The sequence below is a fragment of the Pseudoflavonifractor sp. 524-17 genome, from assembly GCF_009935845.1.
Classification (GTDB): domain Bacteria; phylum Bacillota; class Clostridia; order Oscillospirales; family Oscillospiraceae; genus Pseudoflavonifractor_A.
Genome location: NZ_QWEK01000023.1, coordinates 50,611 through 76,529, shown reverse-complemented (window position 1 = coordinate 76,529; position 25,919 = coordinate 50,611). Strand labels below are relative to the sequence as shown.

The 25,919-nt window shown below is 53.2% G+C and carries 26 protein-coding genes and 1 pseudogene; 9 read left to right on the top strand and 18 right to left on the bottom strand.

Annotated elements, in window-relative coordinates; all coding sequences use genetic code 11:
* Window positions 1-604: 604 nt before the first annotated feature.
* On the bottom strand, window positions 605-1,591 hold the full coding sequence (locus D1159_RS10250; protein WP_161845571.1) for a transposase: 987 nt from the start codon (window positions 1,589-1,591) through the stop codon (window positions 605-607).
* Between the two features lie 28 nt (window positions 1,592-1,619).
* Window positions 1,620-1,856 (bottom strand): hypothetical protein, encoded by a 237-nt coding sequence (locus tag D1159_RS10245; RefSeq protein ID WP_161845570.1) that lies wholly within the window; start codon window positions 1,854-1,856, stop codon window positions 1,620-1,622.
* On the opposite strand from D1159_RS10245, the pseudogene mobC reads away from it, so the two are divergent.
* The 4 genes and pseudogenes from mobC (at window position 1,798) to D1159_RS10230 (ending at window position 4,579) form a co-directional block, all read left to right on the top strand.
* Window positions 1,798-2,147 (top strand): annotated as a pseudogene (mobC, locus tag D1159_RS10240) (plasmid mobilization relaxosome protein MobC). The gene D1159_RS10245 and the pseudogene mobC sit on opposite strands and share 59 nt — an antisense overlap.
* Before the next feature lie 345 nt (window positions 2,148-2,492).
* Window positions 2,493-2,789: a LysR family transcriptional regulator gene (locus D1159_RS20215; protein WP_347563672.1), complete on the top strand. Its 297-nt coding sequence runs from the start codon at window positions 2,493-2,495 to the stop codon at window positions 2,787-2,789.
* Between the two features lie 38 nt (window positions 2,790-2,827).
* Window positions 2,828-3,367: a hypothetical protein gene (locus D1159_RS20210; RefSeq protein ID WP_347563671.1), complete on the top strand. Its 540-nt coding sequence runs from the start codon at window positions 2,828-2,830 to the stop codon at window positions 3,365-3,367.
* Window positions 3,368-3,637: 270 nt separating this feature from the next.
* Entirely contained in the window at window positions 3,638-4,579 is a 942-nt protein-coding gene (locus tag D1159_RS10230; RefSeq protein ID WP_243152224.1) for an alpha/beta hydrolase, read from the top strand.
* Between the two features lie 64 nt (window positions 4,580-4,643).
* Here the strand turns inward: D1159_RS10230 and D1159_RS10225 are convergent, their stop codons facing one another.
* From D1159_RS10225 to D1159_RS10215, 3 genes are all read right to left on the bottom strand, one after another.
* Window positions 4,644-5,492, bottom strand: coding sequence for a site-specific integrase (locus tag D1159_RS10225; protein WP_161845568.1), 849 nt, complete (start codon window positions 5,490-5,492; stop codon window positions 4,644-4,646).
* Window positions 5,493-5,591: 99 nt separating this feature from the next.
* Window positions 5,592-5,792: a helix-turn-helix domain-containing protein gene (locus D1159_RS10220; RefSeq protein ID WP_243152230.1), complete on the bottom strand. Its 201-nt coding sequence runs from the start codon at window positions 5,790-5,792 to the stop codon at window positions 5,592-5,594.
* 754 nt (window positions 5,793-6,546) lie between these two features.
* Complete coding sequence (locus D1159_RS10215) at window positions 6,547-6,858, bottom strand: hypothetical protein (protein WP_161845566.1); 312 nt, start codon at window positions 6,856-6,858, stop codon at window positions 6,547-6,549.
* Between the two features lie 365 nt (window positions 6,859-7,223).
* Between D1159_RS10215 and D1159_RS10210 the strand changes: the two genes are divergently transcribed.
* Window positions 7,224-7,556 carry a helix-turn-helix transcriptional regulator gene (locus D1159_RS10210; RefSeq protein WP_161845565.1) on the top strand — a complete coding sequence of 111 codons (333 nt, stop codon included), beginning with the start codon at window positions 7,224-7,226 and terminating at the stop codon, window positions 7,554-7,556.
* Between the two features lie 37 nt (window positions 7,557-7,593).
* On the opposite strand, the gene vanT is transcribed toward D1159_RS10210, so the two are convergent.
* From vanT to D1159_RS10150, 12 genes are all read right to left on the bottom strand, one after another.
* Window positions 7,594-8,730, bottom strand: coding sequence for a serine racemase VanT catalytic subunit (gene vanT / locus D1159_RS10205; protein WP_161845564.1), 1,137 nt, complete (start codon window positions 8,728-8,730; stop codon window positions 7,594-7,596).
* Window positions 8,727-9,197 carry a serine acetyltransferase gene (locus tag D1159_RS10200; RefSeq protein WP_161845563.1) on the bottom strand — a complete coding sequence of 157 codons (471 nt, stop codon included), beginning with the start codon at window positions 9,195-9,197 and terminating at the stop codon, window positions 8,727-8,729. Before D1159_RS10200 ends, vanT begins: the two co-directional genes overlap by 4 nt.
* Window positions 9,194-9,730 (bottom strand): M15 family metallopeptidase, encoded by a 537-nt coding sequence (locus D1159_RS10195; protein WP_161845562.1) that lies wholly within the window; start codon window positions 9,728-9,730, stop codon window positions 9,194-9,196. The genes D1159_RS10200 and D1159_RS10195 overlap by 4 nt, the downstream gene beginning before the upstream one ends.
* Window positions 9,727-10,776 carry a D-alanine--D-serine ligase VanG gene (gene vanG / locus D1159_RS10190; RefSeq protein ID WP_161845561.1) on the bottom strand — a complete coding sequence of 350 codons (1,050 nt, stop codon included), beginning with the start codon at window positions 10,774-10,776 and terminating at the stop codon, window positions 9,727-9,729. The genes D1159_RS10195 and vanG overlap by 4 nt, the downstream gene beginning before the upstream one ends.
* 130 nt (window positions 10,777-10,906) lie before the next feature.
* Entirely contained in the window at window positions 10,907-12,049 is a 1,143-nt protein-coding gene (locus D1159_RS10185; RefSeq protein ID WP_243152223.1) for a HAMP domain-containing sensor histidine kinase, read from the bottom strand.
* Window positions 12,039-12,746: a VanR-ABDEGLN family response regulator transcription factor gene (vanR, locus tag D1159_RS10180; protein WP_161845560.1), complete on the bottom strand. Its 708-nt coding sequence runs from the start codon at window positions 12,744-12,746 to the stop codon at window positions 12,039-12,041. The genes D1159_RS10185 and vanR overlap by 11 nt, the downstream gene beginning before the upstream one ends.
* 311 nt (window positions 12,747-13,057) lie before the next feature.
* A complete protein-coding gene (locus D1159_RS10175; protein WP_161845559.1) occupies window positions 13,058-16,195 on the bottom strand; it encodes a DEAD/DEAH box helicase family protein in 3,138 nt (1,045 codons plus the stop codon).
* Between the two features lie 224 nt (window positions 16,196-16,419).
* Window positions 16,420-16,647, bottom strand: a complete 228-nt coding sequence (locus D1159_RS10170) for a hypothetical protein (protein ID WP_161845558.1) — start codon at window positions 16,645-16,647, stop codon at window positions 16,420-16,422.
* A 38-nt stretch (window positions 16,648-16,685) separates the two neighbouring features.
* Complete coding sequence (locus D1159_RS10165; protein WP_161845557.1) at window positions 16,686-17,897, bottom strand: hypothetical protein; 1,212 nt, start codon at window positions 17,895-17,897, stop codon at window positions 16,686-16,688.
* A gap of 27 nt (window positions 17,898-17,924) precedes the next feature.
* Window positions 17,925-19,112, bottom strand: a complete 1,188-nt coding sequence (locus D1159_RS10160) for a PHP domain-containing protein (RefSeq protein ID WP_161845556.1) — start codon at window positions 19,110-19,112, stop codon at window positions 17,925-17,927.
* Window positions 19,030-19,743, bottom strand: coding sequence for a metallophosphoesterase (locus tag D1159_RS10155; protein ID WP_161845555.1), 714 nt, complete (start codon window positions 19,741-19,743; stop codon window positions 19,030-19,032). The genes D1159_RS10160 and D1159_RS10155 overlap by 83 nt, the downstream gene beginning before the upstream one ends.
* Window positions 19,743-20,168 carry a hypothetical protein gene (locus tag D1159_RS10150; protein WP_161845554.1) on the bottom strand — a complete coding sequence of 142 codons (426 nt, stop codon included), beginning with the start codon at window positions 20,166-20,168 and terminating at the stop codon, window positions 19,743-19,745. The genes D1159_RS10155 and D1159_RS10150 overlap by 1 nt, the downstream gene beginning before the upstream one ends.
* 138 nt (window positions 20,169-20,306) lie before the next feature.
* Here D1159_RS10150 and D1159_RS20030 point away from each other — a divergent pair, with 138 nt between their 5' ends.
* The 4 genes from D1159_RS20030 to D1159_RS10130 all read left to right on the top strand — a co-directional run bounded on the left by D1159_RS20030 (window position 20,307) and on the right by D1159_RS10130 (window position 24,592).
* Window positions 20,307-21,311 (top strand): WYL domain-containing protein, encoded by a 1,005-nt coding sequence (locus D1159_RS20030; protein ID WP_161845553.1) that lies wholly within the window; start codon window positions 20,307-20,309, stop codon window positions 21,309-21,311.
* Window positions 21,311-22,531 (top strand): PD-(D/E)XK nuclease family protein, encoded by a 1,221-nt coding sequence (locus D1159_RS10140; protein WP_161845552.1) that lies wholly within the window; start codon window positions 21,311-21,313, stop codon window positions 22,529-22,531. The genes D1159_RS20030 and D1159_RS10140 overlap by 1 nt, the downstream gene beginning before the upstream one ends.
* A 17-nt stretch (window positions 22,532-22,548) precedes the next feature.
* Window positions 22,549-22,944, top strand: coding sequence for a DUF4368 domain-containing protein (locus D1159_RS10135; protein WP_161845551.1), 396 nt, complete (start codon window positions 22,549-22,551; stop codon window positions 22,942-22,944).
* A gap of 346 nt (window positions 22,945-23,290) precedes the next feature.
* Window positions 23,291-24,592 (top strand): FAD-dependent oxidoreductase, encoded by a 1,302-nt coding sequence (locus D1159_RS10130; RefSeq protein WP_161845550.1) that lies wholly within the window; start codon window positions 23,291-23,293, stop codon window positions 24,590-24,592.
* Between the two features lie 172 nt (window positions 24,593-24,764).
* Here the strand turns inward: D1159_RS10130 and D1159_RS10120 are convergent, their stop codons facing one another.
* On the bottom strand, window positions 24,765-25,910 hold the full coding sequence (locus tag D1159_RS10120) for a peptidylprolyl isomerase (protein WP_161845548.1): 1,146 nt from the start codon (window positions 25,908-25,910) through the stop codon (window positions 24,765-24,767).
* Window positions 25,911-25,919 lie beyond the last annotated feature (9 nt).

Here is a 25,919-nt window from a genome sequence, read left to right as displayed (position 1 = left end):
AAGACGTCTCCAGCGTGGTCTTGGGGGACGCACACCTTTTGAGATGCATGAACTGGCTTTGGCGGCATAACCACTCCTGGAATATTCTGTGAATTTTCTTTGAATTATTTCTCTGTCCTCTTGACGGGGAGCATATCAATTTGGCCACTTGAAAGACGAGCATAAACCAGCGTGCCAAGCTGATTCGTTGATTTTGGTGGTGGCCAATTTGGCGCTGTTGACAAACCTAAAGGAAAAAGAAGCAGACGCCTGAAAATCAAGCGTCTGCTGGGCGCCAACAGGTGGTATAAGATTCGCGGAGGCAAGCCTCGGAGCAGCTTTACCATTCTTTTGAGATTAAACGCGGTCGCCGAAAGAAGGCAATGCTCAGCAGCCTTGCCCAATCCCCGCTTTCGTGTTCTTTGCAGATTATGATTGCTTTCTGATGGGAGAAATTACCCCCGCACCAAATCTGCCGCAAACGCAGCGCCTCGTAATATTCTGGGGTTCCGTTCAAGCGTTTCTGCTTTTCAGATGAATCCGAGGCCAGCGATCTGTATACGATCTTTCGATGTGTTTTCGGTGTGATGCAATGTTCTTTCATAGCACAGCTTTGACACTCTTTTCATTTGGCACAATACCTTTTCCTTGCTGTATGCGGATCATAATTTTTATACCTCAACGTCTTTCCAGCAGGACAACGATAGGTATCCGTTTTCTCATCGTACTGATAATCTGAGGTCTGGAACCGCCTAGCTTCGCTGCCGGATGCCTGCAGAGGAATATAAGTCCGAATTCCCCGCGCCAGCATATCCGCGTCAATTTCTGAACTGTCGTAGCCCTTATCCGCACAAACCGCCTCTGTCTGAAAACCGAATTTGTCGATTTGGTATTGGATTCTTTGCGAATGGAAACTCCGATCGCTGGCGTTGCCCGGCGTCACCAACACATCGGTGATCATGCCATATTCCGCGTCGCAGGTTTGATGACTCAGATAGTAGAAGCCGTTGGGCTTTCCGGGGCGGTGCATATAACCGCTGTCTGGGTCAGTGATGCTTACCCTGATTTCTTTTTGCTTTGTGGGTGGCTTTTCTTCATAGTCCTCTGGGAGCAGCCCCTCCGCCACGGCCTGTTCGTTCAACCGCCTGATGTAGGCGGAGGGTTCGTCGTCCACCGTGACCGTTTCGTACAGATTGTTCCTGGCGTTGGCCCGGACGTGGGTGGAATCCGTCAATAACAGCTTTCCCGTAATCAGGCCCCTGCCCATGCAGATCCGCACAACCTCATCAAAGATCTCCTCAAACAGGTTTGTGCCGTTGAACTTCCTGCGGCGAAGCTGGGAAATGGTGGAGTGGTCCGGCGCCGGCTCGTCCAAGTCGATTCCAAGAAACCAGCGAAACGCAAGGTTGACCTGTACCTCCCGCTCCAGCCTGCATTCCGAAGGATCAATGGACGGCCGACCTGTGTGAGAATATAGCGCATCCACCTTTTCGTAGATGAAATCGAAATCCACCAACCGGTCCAAATCCCGCAGAAAATGCTGTTCCGGCATCAGTGATTCCAGTGTTACGCACAGCATTTTCTGCTGTACTCCCTCTCGACGATTCATCATGACTATCACTCCCACTGTTTTTCCTCTATTATACCAGATTGCCATCGCCGCTTGCGCTGAAAGTACGCGGTTTGTCAACAGCGCCAATTTGACCACCACCAACAGCTGTAACGGAATAATCAATCACAAGCCTGTTGGTAAAGTCTGCATAGACCTTGCCGCAGGCTATTTTTGTTAGCCGCTTGTTGCGGCAGGAAGGAGCCTGTATGAATTCTGGAAACGAGAAATCAAAACGCGAGACTTTGCTCCACTTTTGTGTATCCACAGAAGAAAAAACATGATAAAAACGAAAATGGAGCAGACCGGCATCATCAGCATGAGCGCGTATCTGCGAAAGATGGCGATAGACGGCTATGTGATAAAGCTGGAGCTGCCGGAGCTGCGGGAGATGATTTCTCTCCTGCGGCGCTCCAGCAATAATCTCAATCAAATTGCCAAGCATATCAACACCACCGGTCGGATCTATGCTGAGGATATAGATGAGATCCTGCGCTGGCAGGAAAAACTCTGGCAGTGCGCCAATGAGATTTTGAAGCAGCTGGCGGCTATTGCCTGACAGTGTGTTTTGGAAAAAGCGCCGGAACGGCGCACAGCCGCAGATGCCAATCTGCGAAATAGGGGTTTGGAGGCGAGAGCCACCATCAAGCAAATCGGGGATTTCTGCTCTGACAGAAATCCCTGATTTTCCGCATCTGTATATACAGATGCATTGCCTGCAAGAGACAATCCCCGCTTCGGGGTTGGCTCTTGCAAAAATACGCTTTGTAGCACAGATGCCCAGCTTGCTACAGTTGCACAGTTGCTTTAGTTGAGCGGCAGTACAACAGCAATCAGGCATTCCATTTTAACCGAGTCTGTGTTATTATACTGAAATTACAAATTAAGAATGAGGAGCGCCGCCATGTACAACCACCAGTTAGACACCTTCATTTGCGTTGCCGATGCAGGGAGCTTTTCCAAGGCGGCGGAGATTTTATATGTGTCCTCCACGGCGGTGATGAAGCAAATCAATCTTCTGGAGGATGCGCTGGATGTTCAGCTTTTTGTACGCACACCGCGGGGATTGTCCTTGACCGACGCTGGGAAATCATACTATCAGGACGCCAAGGACGCGCAAACCAGAGCCAGGAACGCCATGCAGGGCAATGACAAGGTGATACGCATTGGCGTTTCCCCTATGACGCCGGGACAGTTTTGATGTCTTTGTGGCCGAAGATACAGAAGCAGTGTCCCGATGTGAAGTTCCAGATGGTCAACTTTGACAATACACCGGAAAACTCGGTCAACATTCTGCGGGATCTGGGCCAGAACATTGATATTGTGGCGGGCCTTTTCGACTGCGCCTTCCTCACCGAGCGAAAATGCGAGGGCTTGGAGCTACGCCGAACGCCGATCCACTGCGCTGTATCGATCTATCACCGTCTGGTCGGTAAAGCCAACCTGAAGGTGGAGGATCTGCACGGAGAAAACTTCATGCTGATCAAACGGGGGTGGAATGAGTATCTGGATGTTCTGAGGGACGGCCTGTGGCGCGACCATCCGGAGATCAATATCATAGATTTTGACCAGTTTACCCTCGGCGCGTTCAACCAGTGCGAAAACAGCAACAATGTCATTATGATCATTGATGCCTGGGACAATGCTCATCCCATGCTCAAGACCCTGCCGGTGGAGTGGGATTACACCATTCCCTATGTCCTGCTCCACTCCCCCACACCGTCCCCTATCGTAAAGAGCTTTTTGGATGCCGTGACCCATGTCCTTGATATTCTATAGAGCTTGAGAAAGCCGCCTGTGATTTTATCACGGGCGGCTTTCTATATAACCCAAAGGTTGATACTGCCCAACTTACCTGTACTTCTCATGCCTGTGACCACGAGGTACAATACAGGCAGACGGAAAAGTACAGGAGGCGGCAAAATGATGAGTGCGAAAGTTGTATCCTTTCTTATATCGCTGTTTCTGGCGCTGACGGGATCAGGATGCTCCAGTCCCGGGAATGAGGCGAAAAATCCACCGCCGCCGGCAGAAAGCAAGGTGGTATCTATGACAAAGGCCGATTTCACAGAGGATACGCCTATTGCCGATGTGATGTCCGATCCTGCATTTGAAGATTTTGGTCGGCTGTTGTTTCCGGTGCAAAGCAGCTATTACAGCGGCGATACCCTGGGCGAACTGAGGCTGAGCTATTACAGCCATATCGACCCGGAAGAAACCGTTGAGATCGTCAACACCTTAAAGGAAAACGCCCTAGCGGGAGAAACCGTGTTTTATGACATCTACACTGAGGAAGAAAAGGCGGCTGACCCCGCCAAAGAGGACACCGGACTGTTTTTCTTCCGCGGAGAACCGGACGCACCTTTTGCAGTATGCAATGCCGGCGGAGCTTTCGCCTATGTGGGCGCCATGCACGACAGCTTCCCCCATGCGCTGGAGTTGAGCAAAAAAGGTTACAACGCCTTCGCTCTCATCTATCGTCCCAGTGCGCAGAGCGCCTGTGAGGATTTGGCAAGAGCAATCAGCTTTATTTTCGCCAATGCGGAGGAGCCGGGTGTTTCCACTGACTGCTACTCCCTCTGGGGCGGTTCGGCGGGCGGACGTATGACTGCCTATCTCAGCTCCTATGGCCCCGCTACTTTCGGCGGGGACGACCTTCCCCTGCCGGGAACGGCAGTGATCCAGTACACCGGCCATACCGACTATTCCGGTCAGGAACCACCCACCTTTGTCTGCGTCGGCGACAGTGACGGCATCGCCAGTTGGCGTACCATGGAGCGCAGACAGAATGCCCTGTCTGCCTTGGGTATCGAAACAGCGTTCCATGTCCATGAGGGATTAGGTCACGGATCCAGCCTGGGGACCGGAACAGCGGCAGAGGACTGGCTGGACGAGGCGGCAGCCTTTTGGCAGAAACAGATCGACAAATCTGCATTTGTCAATCAGCAGGGCCTCTATCCCCCGGAAATCCAGTGTTTTCAAGGGATTTGAGGTTTACTCGCCTGCCCTTTTCCCTTGATTTTTCCCTTGCGAGAAAATTTAAGGGAAAACCTCGTCAGCCGCTGCTCACTACCTTGTCCAGAAGCCTTGCGCTGGAACGCTTTGCCTCCCTGGTGGCATGGGCGTAGATGTTCATGGTCGTGTTGACATCCGAGTGTCCCAACAGCTCCTGCACATCCTTGGGGGCCGCTCCGTAGGAGAGAGGATTGCTGGTGAATGTGTGACGCAGCATGTGAAAGTGGAAGTCCTCCAGGCCGGGGACCTTCCCCTTTGCCCTCCGGCACATGAGGCTGACGGTGCTGGGGGATTCGATAGCCCCGTCAGGCCGAAGGCACACAAAGGACAGGCATTTATCCGTCTCCGGCGTGACCTCCGTCCTGGGCAGCATGTAGACCTCGGAATAGGTGCGGTTCTTTTCCTTGACCTCTTTGCAGTAGTTGAGCCGGTAAAGCGCCCCATATTTGAGATTGTTCCGAGCCTGCTCCCGCTTCGCTTGCTGGAGAATATCCGCCAGGGCGTTGCAGAAGTCCACGGTTCGGATTTTCTTTCGCTTGGTGGCCCCGACCTCCAGCTTGTGCCGCGTCCCGTTGTAGCGCATACTGCGGCGGACCGTCAGACATTGTTCTTTCAGATCAATGTCCTGCCATGTCAGCCCACAGACCTCGCCAATCCGAAGCCCGGTGTAGTAGGCAATCTGGATGGGGAGAAGCGCGGGGTTGTTCTTGGCCTCTGCGAGAAACATCTTTGTCTCGTAGTCCTCCATCGCCTTGCGGAGCAGGGACTCCGTTTCGCTCTTGCTCTCCGTTCCGGGAAACTCCTTCTGGATGCGGTTGCCGCTGGCGTCCTCGACGTAAAAGCGGTAGTACCACTTCTTTCCCTTTCTTCTAACAGAACCTTTTGCCATGGCTGTACTCCTTTCGATGGCGGCAAAGGTCACTGTCGTGATGTGATGGTCACATTATAACAGAGAGCCACAGCCGTTGCAAACATGCCGTCCGTATGTTCAAGTCAGGTCACTTGCTGCACCTGGGCGCAGTCCAGCAGGTCGCACCCCCTGGTTGATCTCCATAAAGGCGCTGATGACATCGATGCGGATGATGGTCTTGCGCCCGATCCGCAGGACGGGGATTTTTCCCCAGGAGACCAGCTTCCGCAGCGTGTTCCGGCCAATGCCGGTGCAGTCAGCGGCCTCGTCTATCGTCATGCCGAGTTTCCCAGCCCCGAAGGACTGCACAGCCGGGGCGCACCCGCTGTTCGGCAGCTGAATGATCGCGTTACGCATAGTCCTGTATCCTCCTTTGAAACAGGACGGCCGCGCCGGAAAGTGCTGTGTCCGCATAACATAGAGCGGGCGGTATTCCGGCGCGGCCGATTCGGTTTTAGCTGCTGTCAAACTCGCCGTATTTGCCACACGCCCCCGGCGAGGGGGGATATTGCAGGCCGCTGTTGGCACAGCTGTCATAACTCCGCAGCGTCGTTCTGAACGTGCGCCGCAGGGTTCCGTCTCAAGTCTGTGGACGGGCGTGAGCAAGTATCATTATCCGCCATGCTGTCATCGCGTCCCGGCCTGCCAGGGCCGGTTGAAAGTGTGCGTAGATCGCTCGGCCAGCTTGTCCGTTCACCTCCTGAAGCTGGCGTCTTGGCGGCGCACCTTTTACCGCTGTTCACATGGGTTTTGTGCCTGCAATACCGTGTATTCAGTTTTGAAGGTTCGTGAAGGTGATGGGGGAAATCGCACCTTTCACCTATCACAAAAAAGAGGGGCATTTGTTACCTATTTTCGCCCTCTTCTGGGAAAAAAGCAGAAATATTTTTCAGCGCGGCGCTGATGGACCTGGATGCACTCGCTTTCGAGATGCCCTCCGCCCTGGCGATGGCGGTCACGTTCATCTTCCGGGCATAGAGCATCCACAGACGGCGGTACTGCGTTCCAGTCAGGCAGCTTTTGATCTGTTCGATCAGGGCGGCGGTCCTCCGGGCCTGCTCCGCGCTGGCCTCGGCAGCATCCAGGGCAGCAAGGATGTCCCGGAGGGGATCGCTCCCAGCTTGTCCACGCGGGGGGCCAGGGGGAGGCTATTGTCGTAGAAGCCGCGCCCGTCCTTTTCGGTGTCGTAGTAGTCACCGTCGGACCAGGCCTTCCAGCGAAGAAATTCCTCCTCGCTGGCGAAGTCCTCGCGGGTCAGCCGGATATGTACGCCGGTGACGCTCCTGCATACGATAGCGTCCTGGTCAAACTTATTCAAAGCAAAATCGCTCTTGGTATCAAACATAATTTCCTCCATTTCATTTGTGGGGGGCGGACAGGAACGTGAGATGGAGGTCAGGCGGGCCGCGACACCCGCAGGGATTTACTTTCTTCCCGAAGATTCGACAAAGCAGAAGGCCGGGTACTTCCGTTGAGTACCCGGCCTTCTGCCGTGTGTCTGAGTAATAGTTCTTGCTTACATGCCTATACAGCTCCGGTTGATGGGTAGAATAGGTCGTACTATTCGCAAGGATTTTTTTACAGTCTCCCGGAATCGTTTTTTCTTGAAAAGTTCGGCAGGAACCGGAATTATATTGCTTGATAGTCGGAATTGTTCAGGGATTCATTTTCCGCTTTCCGAACTATACAATACAGTAGAGGTGAAGAATTATGCTGAATGATGTCTTAGTAAAGGGTGGAGCGCGGTTAAGGGCGGTCCGAAAAGAGCGGGGCTACACACAGGAGCATCTGGCAGAGTTGACAAAGCTCTCCACTCGCCACATCGCAAGTATTGAAAAGGGAGAGGCAAATCCATCGTTCGAGGTGCTTTACACGATTATAACGGCGCTTGGCACTTCCTTTGATGCAATCTTCAATCCGGCAGATGAACAGTCTGAGCGCGAAATCCAGGAGATCGCGGGACTTTACCGGGCTTGCCCGGAACAGGGGCGGCGGCTGGTTTTGGCTGCTGTCCGCGCTATGGCAAATGATCTGAAAATGTAGGAGAAACGAACATTGTAGACCGTATGTAGGTATCGGATTAAGCCATAGTTGCCCACTCTCGGTCCAATCGTTTGCCCAAACAGCTCAATATTTCATTTGAAATCGTCCCCGCTTGTTCCGCAACATCGCAGGCCATAATCTCTTGCTCCCCGGATGCTCCGATAAACACAGCAGTATCTCCAGAAACAACGGATGGAATATCTGTCACATCCAGCAGGGTCTGATCCATACAAACACGTCCCACAATCGGTGCTACACGCCCTTGGACTAATGCGGCTCCGACGCCATTGGATAAGCTGCGGGGTATTCCGTCTCCGTACCCAATGGCGGCGACCGCTATTTTTGTATTTCGCTTTGCCTGAAACTGATGCCTATACCCAGCCCCCTCTCCCTGTGAAATCTCTCTTATCAAGGTAATTCGGGCTTTCAGCGAGAGGACTGGTTTCAACACAACACCCGCTTTCTTCCATTCATCGTTTGTACTCAACTGCCCATAGAGCGCAATCCCGGCTCGTGCGTAGTCACCACCGATTTCAGAACAATGGAGCAGGCCGCTGCTGGCAAGAATGTGAGCCTTGGGGATGTGACAGCCAATGTGTTTTAGGTGGTCTACCGTCTGATAAAAGGCTCTGCCTTGCGTTAGGGCGGCTTCTCTGTTTGATGGCAGGGAAAGATCATCTTCATATAAATGGGTATAAACTCCCGTGACGTGAAGAAATTGGAAAGCGAATATCCGCTGAATTTTATCCAGATTTTCACAGCGTTCCCCCAGCCGGTGCATCCCGGTGTCCAATTTGATATGGACGTTGATGATTTGGCCGCAGGCGTTCAACTCTAACGCATAGGGATAGTCTAAAATAGTCTGTGCCAGATGATATTTAACAAGGAGTGGGACATATTGGGGATGCGTATATCCGAGTATCAGGATTTCCCCCACAACTCCGCCTTGCCTCAGCTCTACCCCCTCAAAAACAGTGGCAACGCAAAAGGCATTTACGCCCAGGGCATTGAGTTCTCTGGCAATCAAAACAGCGCCATGTCCGTAGGCATTTGCCTTGACCGCAGGCATCAACGCACAGTTAAGAGGCAGCAGAGCCTGAAGCTGTTCCACGTTATGCCGCAGAGCGGCCCGGCTCAATTCAATCCAGGCGCGGCCCTGATAAAACTCCGTCATGCTCCGGTCCTCCTGACAATAATTTTTGAAGGTTGAGACACAACGGTAGAATGGCTCGGCACATCCGTACAGACCACCGCCCCAGCTCCAATTTTTACAAAATCACCTATTGTAATGTCGCCAATAACAACCGCGCCAGCTCCAATCAAACAGTGATCTCCAATCTGCGGGGCTTTCCTGTCAACCGAGCCAATGGTGACATTCTGATAAATCCAGCAATCAGCTCCGACATGGGCATAACGGGAAATATAGATGCCATGAAGTCCGTGAGGCAGGATGGGCTTGCTGTCAAACTTGGCTCCGTTTCCAATGTAGCCGCCATGCCGGTGGGCCATTCGGTTCAAGAAGAAGGTTAACATATCCCGGACAATACGCACCGAACACAGTTTTCTCCACCAAAAGAATTTCCAGTACAGTCCCAGGTTCTCGCCTCTCGACCAATGAATCAACGCCGCCTGTATCTTCATGCCAGATATTCCTCCAATGTCAGCCCCTTAAAGGTCATGATCTCCGAATGGGGCGTACCAACATAGCGGAAATGCCACGGTTCATGAGCGATGCCGGTAATATGCTCTTTCCCCGCCGGGTAGCGTTCAATAAAACCGAAAGCAGGGGCCAGTTCCCGAAACTTTTGGCAGATGCCCTCATAGGGAAAAACCGGACGAATGAAGTCAATGTCCGGCTGGCGCAGCCCCAGGTCGATTGCCAGCCCTGTTTGATGCTCACTGTGTCCGGGCATGGCTACATACTTCGCTGTAAACTCCGGGCCGTTCTCCTGGAGCGATTCTTCATAAATCGTCAACTGTTCTTCCAGCGAACGCCATCCGCTCACAGGGACAATAAACCGCCATCCGTCCAGTTGCTCCATGATAAAAGAGAGTGCGTGAGCTGCTTCCCGTTCCAGCAGGATATTTGGATAGTCCTCATGAACAGGGATCAGGTCTTGTTCTGTGTCTCGCGAATATGCGTGTCTGCTATTGACCAAAATCAGGCTGTTCATTTACTCACCGCCAATTCGATTACATTTGAAATGACCTGCTCAAAGGACATTCCAATCGCTTTCATCATGCTGGGGTAACGACTGTGGGCGGTAAAGCCGGGAATGGTGTTGACCTCGTTAAAAACCACCCGGCCGTCTTTGTCCAAAAACATATCCACTCTCGCAAATCCCTGACACCCAAGGACCTTGTAAATTCGCTGGGCGGCTTCTTTCATCTCTGCCGTTTTTGCGGGGGAAATGCGGGCCGGAACATGGATTTCGGAGGTTTTCAGCGTATACTTCTCTGTAAAATCAAAGAAGCCGTCCGCCAGTTCAATCTCGTCCAGTTCCCCAACCGTCAAGGTATCATTTCCCAAAACAGCGCACCCGACCTCAAAGCCGGAGATCGCTTCCTCCAAAATGATGTGGTCATCGTATGCAAAGGCCAGCTCCAGAGCCGCAGGCAGTCCACCGCGCTCCATAACCCTGGTGATACCATAGGAGGAACCGGCCCGGACAGGTTTTACAAACAGCGGATACCCCAGCTTTTCAGCACAAGCGAAAGCGTTCTCCTTGCTAGCTTTCTTTGTCAGCACAGTGGAGGAAGGTATCGTGATGCCCGCGGCCTGAGCCAGCTTGTGCGCCCGGTCTTTGTCCATGCACAGCGCCGAGGCCAGCACACCACACCCCACCAGCGGAATCCCCGCCAATTCAAAAAGCCCCTGCACCGTCCCGTCCTCACCGTTGCGTCCATGCAGAACAGGGAAAGCGGCGTCCAAAGAAATCTTCTCCACGCCAGCAGTTGTCTGAACCAAAAGCCCAGGGGCGTCCCGGTCAGGAGATACCAGGGCCGGGGCGCAGTCGTCAGGGTTGTTCCAGGTATCCTGCTTGATTTTCTCCACCGCGCCGGTGAAATGAAGCCAATTTCCTTTGGGGGAAATGCCCACCAGCACAGGGGAATACTTTGTCCGATCCATGTGCGTGATAACCGCGTGGGCTGATTCCAGCGAAACACTGTACTCCAGGGAGCAACCGCCAAACAGGACCGCTATATTGAGCTTTTTCATATCACACCTTCTCTAAATGTAAAAATCCGATTGCCCTCGGTATGAAAATCATATCAAGGACAATCGGATCATGCTTTAATATTCTGTTGTTGGTTTCCTAAGAAAATCCTAACAGGAGATTGATGTTTTCCTAATTTGAGAGCGGCAATGATACTGTAAATACTGTTGCATTTTCATGGCTTTCGGCTGTGATTGTTCCGTGATGGAGGGTGACGATTTCCTTTGCAATCGCAAGCCCAAGTCCGGCCCCGCCCGCGTTGGAGCTGCGAGCCTCGTCCATTCGATAGAAACGCTCAAATATTTTGGACAGCTTTTCCTCCGGGATTGTCGGCCCCTGGTTCTCAAAGAAGATTATCATTTGCCTGTCCTGCTTTTCGGCGGAAATGATGATTTCAGAATTTGGAAAGCTGTATGCCGCCGCGTTTTTCAAAATGTTATTGAATACGCGGGCCAGCTTCATCGGATCGCCGCAGATGCTCAAATTTTCATCAGCATGAAGAACCGCGGTATTTCCTTTTGCGGATAGGATGGGGTAAAATTCGTCCACCATCTGCACCAGCATATAGTAAAGGTCAATCTGCTCTTGATCCAGCGTGATTTGCTGCAAATTATACCGGGTGATTTCAAAAAACTCGTTTACCAGCCGTTCCAGGCGGTTTGCCTTGTCCAGTGCAATATGGGTATATTTTGCTTTCTGCTCCGGCGGCATATCCGGGGCTTCGTCCAGCAGGCTTAAATAGCCAATGACGGAGGTTAAGGGCGTTTTCAAGTCGTGGGCCAGATAAGTCACCAAGTCATTCTTCTGCGCGGCCTCGTTCCGGAGGGCCTGTTCGCTACGGAGCACGGCTGTTTTAATTTCTGCCATCTGTACGGCGATTTCCGCATACTCCTGCGGGAACACATTAGAGCCCTCGTCCGCCTGTCCTATATAGTCTCGGAGCATTTGGCTGATGTTGGTTATAGATTTCCGTTTTTCCGCTTTTGCTTGAAAATGTGAAACAATAAATCCAATGATAATTCCCACTGTGATGGTTCCAATAAAAACCCCAAGTACCAACTGTTTTACTTTCCACCACATTGGTTCATGGATAATAGCCTCTTGTCCAGCCTCTGGAAGATAAGCATTTCTCGTCTGCATGAAGTTCCACTCAAACCAATCCACAAAGCTGCCATTCCATATTTTGTCAACAAGGAAATAAAGTCCCAAGCAAAGTAAGACGCTAATCGAGATCATAATAATCAGATATGGAATTTTTCTTGATTTACGTTTCAATTTTATACCCCACTCCCCATATCGTTGTAATATATTTTGGATTGTCTATGGTGTCGCCCAGCTTCTCACGCAGATGCCGAATGTGGACAGTGATCGTATTGTTGCTTTTACTGTAATACTCGTCCTTCCAAATTTCGTGAAACAGTTCCTCGGAGCTGACAACCTTTCCCTTGCGTTCCAATAAAATGCGTAAAATAGAAAATTCGGTTGGTGTCAGGGAAAGCGGTTTCCCATTCAGAAGGCAGGCATGAGTACCCGTATTCATTTCCAGGCCAGAGTGCAGGAGCAAATCGGATGCCTGTTCCTGACCAGAAGCCTGGGCGGGGTTATATCGTTTATACCGCCGGAGCTGGGCCTTTACTCTCGCTACCAATTCCAAAGGGCGAAAAGGTTTTGTGACATAATCATCCGCTCCCAGGGTCAGGCCGGTGATTTTGTCGGTTTCCGCGTCCTTGGCTGTCAACATGATGATGGGATAAGTATGCCGCTCCCTGATTTTCTGGCAGAGGGCAAAGCCGTTCACCTCCGGCAGCATAATATCCAGAATGGCTAAATCAAGCTCGGTGGATTCAATGCAGGCAAGGGCATCTTTAGCCGAGTAAAACTTAAACACCTCGCAGTTCTCATTTTGGAGATATAATTCCACCAAATCGGAGATTTCCTGTTCATCATCGACCACTAAAATTTTATCGGGCATTGGGCGACCTCTTTTCTATAACCGTAGTCAAAGACATCCTATCAAACATTTTTGGAGTTTTTTGTTTTTGGGGCTGATAGTTTCCGCTGGATTTCTTAACATCAGGTAGTTTGCAATCATATTATACTGCTTCGATGCTTGCTCTGCAAGAATAGCACACATCTTAAAGCAAATTCATTGCCGTTCGTTTCTTCTTATGATGCAAAAAGACCCGGCGGACTTTGTTTGCCCGCCAAGTCTTTGTTTCGGTTTCTGTTGCTGCAAAATCTAATCCAATTGAATTGCACAGATACTTCTTTCCGCCCTCTCGGTCAGATGATTTTAGAGCGTATTCGTGTGATTTCTTCCTCCAAAGACCTCATGTCATCCAAATAGGGGTTTGTTTCCCGGCTCAATTCTTTTAGACGCTCGATTTCCCTCAGGCATTCGTCCCGCTGTTCTTCGATGCGCTTGGGGAGTTCGTGAAACCGTTTCAAAAAGTTCACCACACGGCGCGCGTTCCCGGCAGAGGATGGCCCCATTTCCAGCGGATAGTCGGCCCCATTGCGGGACAGAACAATATAGGGTTTTTTAGCGTTCTGCTCCCCGGCTCCCGGGATTGCAATTCCGAACCCTAAGACCGACAGCTCCAGGGGAGAAGCTGTCCTGCCCAAAACCACGTCCTCAGTCAGTACCGCTTTCACAGTTCTGTAAGCGGCCTGAAAGCCGTCCTCAGAAATGCCGCCCACATAGCTGGCATTCTGCTCAGTAGCCGCGAGCCTTCCTTTGAGAATGGCTAGCTGCTCCTCCTGCTCAGCGATGGCTTGCCGCTGAGCTTCTTGGGTGTGGATGTGGTGATTGGAGAGCATCTGCAAGCGGCGCAGCTCATTTTCTTTCTCGGCCAGCACCTTCATCAGCGGCTGGGAGATGGCCAGGGCCTTGACCTGCGCATAGGTCAATACATTTTCCTCCAGGTCGGAGGCGGAACGCTGGTATTCTGAGCCGCTCAAAAACTGAGAGATAAACCGCTGCTTGGTCTCCAGCAGCTGCCAGGAGTAGGAATCGAAGCTTCCCTCGGCGATATAGCGGAAAATCTTGATTTCCTGGTATCGGTTTCCTCTTCTGAGGATGCGGCCCTCCCGCTGTACCATGTCGGAGGGCCGCCAGGGTACGTCCAGGTGATGGATAGCCTTGAGCTGGGTCTGCACGTTGGCGCCGATGCCAAGCTTGAAGGTGGAACCCAGCAGAACACGTACCATACCGCAGTTTACCTCTTCAAAAAGCTGCACCTTTTCTGCCTCGGAGCGGCAGCTGTGAATAAAGGCGATTTCTTTGGATGGGACCCCATGCTTCATCAATTCCTGTTTCAGTTCGTCATATATATTGAACTTCTCTGCCTTGGGTGTGGAGTAGTCGCAAAAGATGATCTGGCTGCATCCGTTGTACTCCTTGTAAATCCCCATGACCTGCTGAACACAGCGCCAGACCTTGGAGATCTCCCCACCGGGCTGCTCCTGATTCACCAGCCGCAGATCCAGCGCCGCCTTTCTGCCGTCGGTACTCACTTTAAGCATATTATCCTTGGTCTTGTCCACCCGCCATTCACGTATTTCTTCTGAGCGCAGGCACAGCTGGTCCATGTAGCTTTGCAGCGCTGCATTGCGGGGCAGGATCACATCGCTGTAGCGCTCCAGCCGCGGAATCCCTTCCTTGTTGTCCACCGCATGAAAGGCAGCTATCTGGGAAAACATCCTGGACAGCTCCGGCAGATTAAAAAACCGCGCGAACCGCAGGACAAAACGGTATTTTGAGGTGTCCACGTCGATTTCACATACTCGCTCTGGCTTGGCAAAGGATTTCACCCAGTTGTCAAAGTGGTCCAGGTGCACTTCCTTCATCTCGTCATATTGCAGGTACATCTGCATAGCGTAGGTGTCCGAGATTGAATTGCACAGCGGCGTACCGGTGGCAAAAACCACGCCCCGGCCCTGATTGTTCTCCTGGACACACCGCACCTTGTGGAGCATTTCCAGGCACTTTTGAGAACCAGTGATATTGACGCCGGAAATTCCCCTCAGATTGCTCTGCAAAGGGATGTTCTTGAAGTTGTGGGCCTCGTCCACAAAGAGTGTATTGATCTCCAGCTGGTCAAAGGTGATGGCTTCCGTATAGTCCTCCAGCGTGCTAATCAGATCGAAAATCTGCTTTTTGAGGTAGTCCCTCTCCCGTTTCACCGACGCGCCGATCCCTGGAAAATGAATCCCCGGATTCCTCCCCGGCAGAGAGGCGTCCAGCTCCCGGAGCTTCCGCTCCATCTGCTCCATCAGGTATTTCTCCGACAGCGGGATCATCTCAAAGCAGCTGTACGCCATGATGATACCGTCATAATCCCCGCGCTGAATCTGCCCCAGCACCTTCTGCCGGAGCTGAGGCCGAAAAGCGGCAGGGTCCACCGACAGCACCTTGGCTGCGGGATACATCTGCTTGAAAATCAGCTCCCACTGGCCCACGATATGGTTGGGCACCACAAACAGGTTTTTCCGGGAACGCCCCTTCTGGCGCATTTTCATGGCGGCGGCGATCATGATATAGGTTTTCCCCGCCCCTACGTCAAAGGCCAGGAGCGTGTTTTTCTCCGAGATCACCCGCATGACGGCATCCTTTTGGTAATCAAGCAGCGTGACATCTGGGCTCATTTCCGGGAATTTCAATTCACGGCCGCTGTATTCTTTGGCCCGGCAGCCCTGAAAGATCTTGTTGTATGCCTCCTCGATCTCCCAGCGGCGGTCCTCGTCCCGCCAGACCCACTCCTTGAACAGATTTTCGATGGCCTCCTGCTTTTCCAGCGCCGCCAACGTTTCCGCTTTCGTCTTCCGCCGGATCTCCCTGAGATTCAGTGTGGCCTCCAGAATATACAGCGCGTTGTAGCTTGGCAGACCATAGGTGCGCTCAAGCCGCGTTTTGTCCCCATACCAATATGCTGTACGCTGCTTGTCTGCCACATACCAGTATCCGGTCAGAGGCTCATAGCTGATTATCTTGTGGGCCCAGTGCATCCTCTCCACCAACTTCTCATCTCCCGTGCGGAGAACATAGCAGAAATCGTCGATGATCTGTTCACTGACCCAAGGTACGCCCAATGAGACCTCAATATCGGTATAGGGGATGTCGTGGGGCGCCCTCGGAGCCGTCCGCACACGGCTAAGGTCCTCCTTGCTTTTTTGCAGCTCCTTGGCTTGGGCATACAGCGCGATCCACCGGTCCAGGGTCATCTCTTTGAAATCCTGTTCAGACAGGGCGTCCACAATCTCCGCCGCCGGCAGGCCGCTTACTGCGGGGGAACCATCCCCCGTTTCCTCCGCTCCACCGAAGTGGAGTGAGTAGTCTTTTGCGTCGAACAGCGCATAGTCCCTGTGCATCAGTTCATAGGCCACATGCCGCCTGATTTCCGCCTGAGCCAGTTTTTCCACGATCCGGTCTATGATGTACTGCTTGCTTTTGTAAGTATACGGCGGAAGTCCTGCTTTTGTCAGCAGGTTGGACAGCTCCAGCTTCCAGAGGACCCTCAGCTGGCTGCCGCAGTCCGGGTTTCCGGCACGGGCGGGGCGGTTGACGGTGACATGGTCGCTCTGGATTGTGATGATTCCCCAGTGGCCAGGTACCTTCTGGTCCGCTGATTTGAGGTGACGGCCGCCTACGACGATATAGCATTTCTCAAAAAACGGTCATAGGCAGTGATTTGATGATTCAGCCGCTGGTAATTATCCAGGTCGCTTTTGATCTCGTAGCCCGTCAGGCAGTTGGTCACCGCCATCAGATCGCACACCGCGTCCCCGATGCTTTTTTCCTGGTAGATCCGGATCTCACGGTTGGCTGTCTTCAGATAGGCGATCAGAATGTTCTTGATTTCTTGAGCGTTCATACCAGCCTCCCTGTGACCGTTGTTTCGAGTTGTTCACCCTAACCGGCCTCGGGGGAGCTGGAAAAAATCTCCGCCAAGGCAGTGTTCAACGCCTGTGAATGCAGATTCTCAGAATGCCATTCAGAATACGCCTGCGCGTACTCCTTCGGAAAGCGCGCCTTATACCATGCTGCTTTAAGTGCCGGTATCGCAAAAGCTGCCGCACAATACGCTTTTGGAGAGAGCTTTATGATTTTGCTGCAGGAATTGATAATCCATTCTGGAATCCCATTTTGTGTCAGGACGGAAATATATTCTTTATCCAGTTCTTCAGATCTCTGGAGCTGCGCTGTAACCTGGTATACAAACGCCATATCCAATCCTGCGTCCAGCAGACGCAAGAAAACATCATCCATGCTCCCAATGATCTCGCTGAATAGAACGGCCCTCTTTTTCACCAACTCCTCACCGTTGTCCTCCCAAGCGCCCCAGGAGTGGCGCAGGGCAAAAACCTTGATGATGTCATCCATTGTTTGGGGATCTGCCAGTTTCCAGATCGCCTGGATATCTGAAAATCCAAGCTCTGGGATATCCGTTTGATCCCGCAATAATAACGGAAGCGCATCTTCTTCAATGTTTATGGAGGATGGGTGTGTTCCAGTTGATTGTTCCAGTTTACGAAACAGACTCAGGTCCTTTGCGGGCACTAAATACAACCGAAATAGGCAGGGAAAATCCTCAGCGGCTCCATAAGGGGCCCAATATTGTCCGTCAACCTTTTTCAAGGGCAGCCAGTTGCGCAGCTGCGCAGCATGGGGGACAAAGATCCTTCCGTTGGATTGATATGATTCCGGCATTGATACCGCCATTCCCTGGGGAAATATTTGAGAAAGGATCGCAACGGCCTCTTTCCAGCATTCCTCCACACACTCTTCTGGAACGTTCAATGCAAATTGCCAATCAGGCGCGTCAGGCATCCTGAAGCGTTCACGGGGGATCTGTATGGCCAAAGGATCGACTTCAGTCACGCCAAGCAGATATGCGGCATACGAATATGTATAACCGGAGTCCGAGTAGTACCTGGCTAATGCACGGACCGGATACCCCTTTCCCTGGAGCCCCTGTACCAGTTGGCGGACAATCAGGAGAACGGAGCAGAACCATTCATTGTTTTGCAGGACTGCAAGCTCATACTCTATCCGTTCCTGCGCCGTCTCAGGAATCATACTGCCGTACCGTATCCGGAGCTGCTTCCGGCAGAGGTCCGACACAGTCTGAAACGCACCGGGCAGGATGGGCTACAAGCATCGTTGATCCTCCGGGAAAATCCGGATTTCTTCGCATAGATCCGCCAGACGGTTGGGCGCGTGAAGGACAATTTCCTCCGCTGCTTCTTTTCCCATGAAAGAGAAGACGTCCAACATCTCATCCGCGTAGAGGAGATCTGGCAGGGATACATCCCAGGCCCCATCCTCTTCCGTGTAGAGGCGGTTCGGCAGGGGTATCTCCAAATCCTCACCCTTCAGAATATAATGAGTCATACCCCATCTGAACATACCCCAATCCTGATTTCCCATGGGTGTATTTCCCGCTGTGTCCGCCGGTTTGCCCAGCCATTTGCCAAGGAAAGCGGGGTCAAGGACCAAGTTCTCATCCTTCAGGGCGCGATAAGCCATACTGCTTCGGAACATACCCCAATCCTGATTTGCTGTTCGCCTGTTTCCTGCTGCGGCCACTGGCTTGCCTGACCGTTTGCCAAGAGCAATGGTTTTGAGGATCAAGTCCTCCGCCGCCCGAAGGGCTTCGCTGCGGGAAATGTGCTCCGGCATGGACAGAAGTCTGCAATGCTGCGGCGGCAGGACCGACAGATAATCGTAGAACCCGGCGATTTCCTCCAAACGGGCGTCATCCAGATTTTTTAGAATCCCGCGATAAACTTCTCCGTCCTTTCCGGGACAGCCTACCAACAGTCCGGCTCGATGCTCGTTGATCTCCGCTTTTCGCAGAAACGGACGCTCCTTCCGGCTTTCCAGCAGCCGGTAAAGCTGCGCTAATCCCTCCTGATGCTGCACCAGAAGATGAATCAGACATCCGTCCTCCAGCACAGTTTCCAGGCCATAGAGTACCTTGAAATCCAGCTCTCCCGGTTCTGCGTCCCGGTGCAGTTTCTCGATAGCCTGCGCCGCCTCCATAAACCCGTCTGCATTTTGAAAATCCGTGATCGCAATGGCTCGGATGCCGGCTTCACGGGCACTGCTGATCCACTCCTTCGGAGAAAGAATACCCTCCCCCGGGGTAAAATCTGTGTGGCAGCTCAACTCAGTCCTTTCCACCGATTTCCTGTGCGCGGAATTTCTCCTGAAATGTGTGCGGCAAATTGAATGAACTCTTTTTATAAATTGCTTACACATAAAACTCCTCCATTGTATCCAGGCATAAGCACCCCAGCCGTCCGCCGGGATAGGCGCACCCGCAGTCGACGCCAATCATTGTATTACGATGGAAAATGCGGTCCGGCAGTTCCGGTTTCCCGATTTGTTTGAAGAGCAGCCGGGTGGGGGTGTGCCCGAAAACGAGGGTTTTGTCCGGGAAATAGGCGGTCTCCGGGTCTGGGCGGCAGAACAGGAAATCCTCCAGGTCATATTCCTCCAAAGGACGGGCGGCGGAGAAATGCTCCAGCCCGGCGTGGACCAGCACAAACCGCCGTCCCTGTACCGTGATTTCCTCATAGGCGGACAGTGACCGCAGATACTCGCACACGGTCTCCATTTCTTCCCCACTGAACTGGAGAAATTGCAGGATGGATGCCTTCCCTCCGTTTTGAAGCCATTCCTGCATCTGCGCCTGCTCCGCTTTAGCCAAAGGCTGCTCCTCGCCCCGGCGTATGGTGCGCAAAAGGGAGGGCAGCACCGCGGCGGCCAGCAGCTCATGGTTTCCCAGAAGCCCAATTATGTTAGGCCGCGCCGCCATATCCAGCAGGATCTTGAACCCGTCCGGCCCCCGGTCCAGTACGTCCCCCAGCACATAGAGGGTGTCATCCTCCGCAAACTCAATGGTCTCCAGCATGGACCGGTATTTTTCATAATAGCCGTGAATATCCGACATCACATAGGTCATTACGTTTTCCTCCTCTTCTTTGCTCTTCCCTCAGAAGTGGCAAGCAGGAAACGAGCTTCTTTGTGAAAACCGCGGCCGAATCTAATATCCGCGTCTTTTGGAATCGGCCACTGAATTGCGCGGCATATTTCATCAAGGCTTTCGAGGCTCATATCCCTAGGCACATTGACATATAGCACTACAGATACGATTTTTCGGCCCCGCTCTGGATCCATTTCAGCCGCCACCAGCAGGGCCATGCTTATCAGTTCGTCCATTGACGCGCAGGGAGGGCATTCCCAAAGGAAAGCGGTCTCGCCATCCCGCAGAACCGTCAGATCATCCACATCCAAGCAGATCAAACTGAAATTACCGTATAGCACTCGTTTCAAAAGCGCGTAATCCGTCTCTCTGAGAAGCCGCTTTCCTGTTGACCTCTTTTCCATAAACGCACAGTCGTTCCTTTCCAATGGATTTTCCGTAATGTTAGCACACCCCCCTATACCGAAACAAGTACAGGGGGGTGGTTGCTATCCGCGCCGCGTTTATGGTACAATAACCCATCAGGAAAAGGAGGCGCCGCCGTGTCCATAAACATCCTTCCCTTCCGGGTCTATCAGGTTCTCTCGGAGCATACTGACGCCGACCACGCCCTGCCCATGGGAGAGTTGCTCCGTCTGCTGCGAACGGAGTACGGCCTGCGCTGTGGCCGGCGGGCGGTCTACGCCGCCCTGGACAAGCTGCGGGCTGTGGGCTGTCATATTCCGGAGTATCAGGATGACGGCGAGGGCTACCGGCTTTTGTCCCGCCCGTTGGAGCCGTCGGAGGTGCGTCTGCTGTCGGACGCCGCCTCCGCTTTTCCGGGCATTTCCCGGCGTCAGTGTGAGCGGCTGCTGAAGAAGCTGGGGCGGGGCCTGAGCCGCTGGCAGCGGGAACAGTGCCGCCCCCTGTCCGTTGGAACACCCTGGCGCGGTATCAATCAGGAGACCTTTCTGTCCGTGGAGGTGCTAGAAGAGGCGGTGTCACGCTGCTGTCAGGTGGAGTTTCAGTACATGGAATACGGCATGGACAAGCGGCTCCATCCCCGCCGGGAGCAGCCCTATCGGGTGTCGCCCTATGGCCTTTTCTTTGCAAATGGAAACTATTACCTTATCTTCCGGTATCAGGGAGAAGAGAACATCAGCCACTATCGGGTGGACCGGATTCAGTCGCCGGTTTTGCTGGAGGACCAGTCCATAGCTCCTCTGCCGCCCGGACTGGACCTGGAGCGGTATGTTCGGGAGCGTGTGTACCCCTTTCCCGGCGAGGCTGTCCAGGCGGTGCTGCGCTGCGAAGCGGAGTTGGTCAGCGACGTGCTGGACCGGTTTGGCATGGAGACGCAGCTTCGGGACAATGGTGACGGAACCTTTGACGCCATGGTGTCCACCGGGGCGGCTGGACTGAAATTCTGGGCGCTGCAATATGTAGCGGTGTGCCAGGTCCTGGAGCCGGAGTGGCTGCGGCGGGAGATTGGAGAAATTTTGCGGAATGGATGGGAGAGGTATCAGAAAATTTCTTGGCTATTAAAAAAAGAGAAGGAGAAATCGTGATGGAAAGCAATATTTTCAAGGCGCTGAGAGTGGCACAGGACGAGGTGTTGATGTGCCGTTTTCTGGCGGATCTGCTGGACCCAAAGGGACACAGGTCGGCTGGGAGCAAGCCGGATACGTCCTTCTTGAAGTCCTTCCTGGAAGTGCCTTTGCAAATGGACAGTGCGAAGCTGAAAAACCTGGAAAGAACCTGCGTCATGACGGAATACCTGATTGATAACGGGCGGAGAATCGATATCATGCTCCAACATCCCCAGTTTTCTGTTCCGATTGAGGTCAAGATCAACGCTGGTGACCAAGAGGCTCAATGCTATGACTATCACTTCTATTCCCGAAACGCCAAATTGGTTTATTTGACGAAGGACGATAAAACGAAACCCTCCCTGTGGACCATGCAGTCCAAGGATAAGGGGAATACGTTAGAAGAAAACGCTGTCACATGCATCTCCTGGAAAAGTATCTGCACATGGCTGGAGGAATGGAGGACGAGACAGCCTAAATCTGACCAAAACGCTGAACTTTTGGAACAAGTTCGGCAGTACATAGAGGCTATTGAGTGGTTTTTGTCCGACTCGAAAAAGCAATCAGCGGATAGCAGCTTGGCTTGTACTGTATTAGAGACATTCAAGGAAGCAATCGACAGGAAAGCGATTGCGGAAACCTACCAGTTGGAATGGTTGGAGGATTCCTACAAGTCCTATTGCAGTGCGGAGTTGAAGGAAAAAAAGAAAACGAACCTACAATGTTTGAACTTTTGCCCCGGCGTGAACTACAAGGTAAAAGCGGAGGGACTGGAATTTTCTGATTCGAACCAAGAGATGTGGTTCCGCATTGAGGCATCTGACGACGGCTATCTGGTTGGTGGTTTTTGTCTGGTGGAGAAGAAGAGAGAAAACGGTTGGATGCCAGTAAAAGTAGATGACGCAGCCATGGAGACGGTCAACAAGCAGTTTCCTGCTTTCCGCGTCATTGCTTCCCGGAACTATTGGTGGTTTGTCTGGCGCTACTCCAACGGTAAGCAGGCCGTGTCCTACGATGACGTGCCTAATTTTAAGACCATGAACCAATGTGCCGTGGACTTGCGTGACCCAGTTAAGCTGAAAGAATTTGCGGAAGAAACGCTTCAAATCTTTGAGGAGCAGCTTTTGCAGTATCTAAAGTCCCCACCTGAGCTGTGGATACATCATAGATTCAAAAGCGGTTCGTCTGTCTTCGTCTAGACAGACGAACCGTTTTTTTGAGATTTACCCTTGACAAAAGCTCTCTGAGGACAACATTTCTGGCAAGCTGTCCCCGTGACTACGAGCAGGAGCAGGAACAGTTAAAGGCCGTCGTGGAAACCCTGGGGCGGGAAGTGAAACAGCAGGAGCAGAAGAAAACCATCGTCAGGAAGTTCATTTCCGTGGTGAAGAAATATACGGACATGACCCAGCTTGACGCCACTATCCTGCGTGAGTTCGTGGAACAGATCAGGGTGTCCGACACCTACACGACCGACGAACAGCAGAAGCGGGTGAAAATCCGGGAAATCGAAATTGTCTATAACTTCATAGGTGCGTTTGATTTTGAGGGAGCTCGGGAGCAATCTCAAACTGCCCAAGACACAAATAATGCGAAAGTCGGCGCAGCTTAACGCTACGCCGACCCTCGCTTAAAATGTTTTCTTACGCCACCGCCCCATTTGTGCGGGATTTTTGCTTGCAGTCAGTAATTCAACCGGCGTTTTGGGATTTCTGAAGATCATCCGAACCAGGTCTCCTCTGTGGGGAATGGTTCGGATGATTTCTTTTGATTGCACTGTGGGCGCAGGGCATCTCTTGGGGTATAATCCGTCAAGTTCGCGGACACCTTAGAACCTATATTCACAACCGCAGAACGTTGTCCAGCCGGTCTTTTTCCTTGCGGGACAGCAAAATCCAATGGCTCTCCAGCATTCTCCGGTTATGAATCCCGCTTCTTAATTCCATTGAGGTGATGAGATGGACTCCGTATGGCTTCAAACGGTACAGCTCCCCAAATTCGCTCCCCTCCGGTCAGACCTGAAAACCGATGTATTGATCATCGGCGGCGGCATGGCGGGCCTGCTGTGCGCCTACCGGTTGGCCCAGGCGGGTGTGGACTGCGCCCTGGTGGAGGCAGACCGCATCGGCAGCGGCATCACCAAGAACACCACGGCCAAGATCTCCGCCCAGCACGGGTTGATCTGCCACAAGCTCATACAGCGATTCGGTGCGGAGCGCGCCCGGCTCTGCCTGGAGGCTAACCTGGGGGCGTTAGAGGCCTACCGCAAGCTGTGCCGGGAGTTTGACTGTGATTTTGAGGAGAAGGACGCCTTTGTCTACTCCAGAGACAGCCGGCGGAAGGTGGAGCGGGAGCTGGCGGCGCTGGAGCGGCTGGGCTTTCCCGCGGTGTGTTCGGAGAATCTCCCCCTCCCCTTTCCTGTGGCCGGGGCGGTAAAATTCCCCCGCCAGGCCCAGTTCCACCCCCTCAAGTTCATCGCCGCTCTCGCCAAGCCTCTGCGTATTTTTGAGTACACCAAGGTTTTGGAGCTGGCCCCCGGCAGAGCGGTCACCCACGCCGGAACCATCTCGGCGGACAAAATAATCGCTGCCACCCACTTCCCCCTTCTCAACAAGCACGGCGGCTATTTTTTGAAGCTGTACCAGCATCGCTCCTATGTCCTCTCCCTGAAAAACGCCCCGGATGTCTGCGGCATGTATTTAGATGCGGACAAAAAGGGGCTGTCCTTCCGCAATTATGGCGATTTGCTGCTCCTGGGCGGCGGCAGCCACCGGACCGGCAGGCAAGGCGGCGGCTGGCAGGAGCTGACGCGCTTTGCCAGAAGCCGCTATCCCGACGCCCAAGAGACCGCCCGCTGGGCCACACAGGACTGCATGTCCCTGGATGAAATCCCCTATATCGGACCCTATTCCCAGCGCACGCCGGGACTCTATGTGGCGGCAGGCTTCAACAAATGGGGCATGACCTCCTCTATGGCCGCGGCCGGAATTTTAACGGACCTGGTGCTGGGAAGAGATAATCCGTATGCCGCCGTGTTCTCCCCCGCCCGCACCATCCTACGCCCTCAGCTGGCGGTGAACGGGCTGTTGTCCGCTCTTGGGCTCCTTACTCCCACCGTACCTCGCTGCCCCCATATGGGCTGCGCCCTGAAGTACAACGCCGCCGAGCACAGCTGGGACTGTCCCTGCCACGGCTCCCGCTTTGGAGAGGACGGAACTCTTATTGACAACCCGGCGGCAGACGACAAAAAGAAGATGTAAGCCAGTGTCAAACCACCTGCAACGCGAGACCAGCCCCTACCTCCTCCAGCACGCGGAAAATCCTGTGGACTGGCGTCTCTGGGGGAGGACGCGCCCATCTTTACCAGGCTTTGTTTGATAAATGGCGGGGTACACAGCGGCCTTGGCCATTGCGCAGGTTTTAAAACAGACACTATGACTCAGACGCCCCATTTTCCTTCCCGGACAGTATGGCGGTGGCATTTTCCACGGCCCTGTCCTCCATATATTTCAGGTAGTCCTGATAGAAGTTCCCCGCGTCCAGGCTGGTCAGGTCCCCTTTCCGCACCACTTCCATCTCTTCCTGGTACTGGCCCGCTTGGGCGACGATGTAGTTCTCCAGCAGTGTCTTGCGCTGCTCTGGCTGGCGCTCCAGCCCCTCTGGCAGGGACTTGCCCAACAAAATATAGCAGCCGCTTTCCGTCTCCACAACAGGGCTGAGCTGGCCGGGCTGGAGCTGAGCGGCGGCGGCTTCAAAGGGTTCTGGCATGGAGCCCGGCGTGTAGAAATAGTCCGTCATGGCCCGGCCCTCCGCAGTGTACTGTACCGCCAGCTCGCCAAAGCGGGCCGCCGGATTTTCGGCCTGGCCGAGCTGTTGGTGGATCTCCTCCGCCTCCTTGCGCGCCTGCTCCTGGTCTTTATCCGCGTCCACGGCGAAGAAAAGAAAGTCGGTATAGCCCAGATACTTTGGATAGTCCGCCTCCGGCAAATAGAGGGGGCTGTCCTGCTGTCCGGCCAGCTCAATCAGCCCGTCCAGCAGGCTGGTCACCGCCATGACCCGGGTCAGGCTCTCCCGGCTCAGCCCCATCTCTGTCAGGTAGTTCTCAAAGCCCTCCGGTCCGCCCAGGGCCTCCTCCATATTCTGCCGCTCCGTCTCAATGACGGCCTCATCCTCCGCGCTGAGCACGACGCCGTGGGTTTTTGCCAGATTCTCAATGGCGGCGTAGAAAAAGATCGTGTCCTCTGCCATGGTCTTGGCATACTGGGAGAGTGTCATGCCGGAGCCGGCGGGGAACTCCGCCCCCCAGTTGAGGCTGCCGTCCTCCTGGAAAAGCTCCTGATACATGCCATAGTCGTGATACATGTTGAGCTGATACTCCAGGGCGCTGCAATTGAAGGCCGTCCAATAGCAGTACAGCTCTGCGGAAATCTCATTGCCGTCCAGCACCAGCACCACTTCTTCCGGCTTCACCCCGGTGATCTGGTGATAGACCCCCATGGTCTCCCCCTTTTCCGGGCCTCCGCAGGCCGTGAGGAGCACAGCAGCCATGACAAACAGTAGAAACACTCTTTTTTTCATATGAATTCA

Excerpts from the sequence above, each read along its gene's own strand:
- D1159_RS20215 (WP_347563672.1), top strand. The coding sequence starts at position 2,493 with ATGTACAACCACCAGTTAGACACCTTCATTTGCGTTGCCGATGCAGGG.
- vanR (WP_161845560.1), bottom strand. The coding sequence starts at position 12,746 with ATGCCCGATAAAATTTTAGTGGTCGATGATGAACAGGAAATCTCCGAT.
- D1159_RS10150 (WP_161845554.1), bottom strand. The coding sequence starts at position 20,168 with ATGGAAAAGAGGTCAACAGGAAAGCGGCTTCTCAGAGAGACGGATTAC.
- D1159_RS10195 (WP_161845562.1), bottom strand. The coding sequence starts at position 9,730 with ATGAACAGCCTGATTTTGGTCAATAGCAGACACGCATATTCGCGAGAC.
- D1159_RS10220 (WP_243152230.1), bottom strand. The coding sequence starts at position 5,792 with ATGACGATAGACGAGGCCGCTGACTGCACCGGCATTGGCCGGAACACG.
- D1159_RS10215 (WP_161845566.1), bottom strand. The coding sequence starts at position 6,858 with ATGTTTGATACCAAGAGCGATTTTGCTTTGAATAAGTTTGACCAGGAC.
- D1159_RS10170 (WP_161845558.1), bottom strand. The coding sequence starts at position 16,647 with ATGAACGCTCAAGAAATCAAGAACATTCTGATCGCCTATCTGAAGACA.
- D1159_RS10230 (WP_243152224.1), top strand. The coding sequence starts at position 3,638 with ATGACAAAGGCCGATTTCACAGAGGATACGCCTATTGCCGATGTGATG.
- D1159_RS10130 (WP_161845550.1), top strand. The coding sequence starts at position 23,291 with ATGGACTCCGTATGGCTTCAAACGGTACAGCTCCCCAAATTCGCTCCC.
- D1159_RS10210 (WP_161845565.1), top strand. The coding sequence starts at position 7,224 with ATGCTGAATGATGTCTTAGTAAAGGGTGGAGCGCGGTTAAGGGCGGTC.
- D1159_RS10250 (WP_161845571.1), bottom strand. The coding sequence starts at position 1,591 with ATGATGAATCGTCGAGAGGGAGTACAGCAGAAAATGCTGTGCGTAACA.
- D1159_RS10140 (WP_161845552.1), top strand. The coding sequence starts at position 21,311 with ATGGAAAGCAATATTTTCAAGGCGCTGAGAGTGGCACAGGACGAGGTG.
- D1159_RS10120 (WP_161845548.1), bottom strand. The coding sequence starts at position 25,910 with ATGAAAAAAAGAGTGTTTCTACTGTTTGTCATGGCTGCTGTGCTCCTC.
- D1159_RS10225 (WP_161845568.1), bottom strand. The coding sequence starts at position 5,492 with ATGGCAAAAGGTTCTGTTAGAAGAAAGGGAAAGAAGTGGTACTACCGC.
- vanG (WP_161845561.1), bottom strand. The coding sequence starts at position 10,776 with ATGAAAAAGCTCAATATAGCGGTCCTGTTTGGCGGTTGCTCCCTGGAG.
- D1159_RS10200 (WP_161845563.1), bottom strand. The coding sequence starts at position 9,197 with ATGAAGATACAGGCGGCGTTGATTCATTGGTCGAGAGGCGAGAACCTG.
- D1159_RS10155 (WP_161845555.1), bottom strand. The coding sequence starts at position 19,743 with ATGACCTATGTGATGTCGGATATTCACGGCTATTATGAAAAATACCGG.
- vanT (WP_161845564.1), bottom strand. The coding sequence starts at position 8,730 with ATGACGGAGTTTTATCAGGGCCGCGCCTGGATTGAATTGAGCCGGGCC.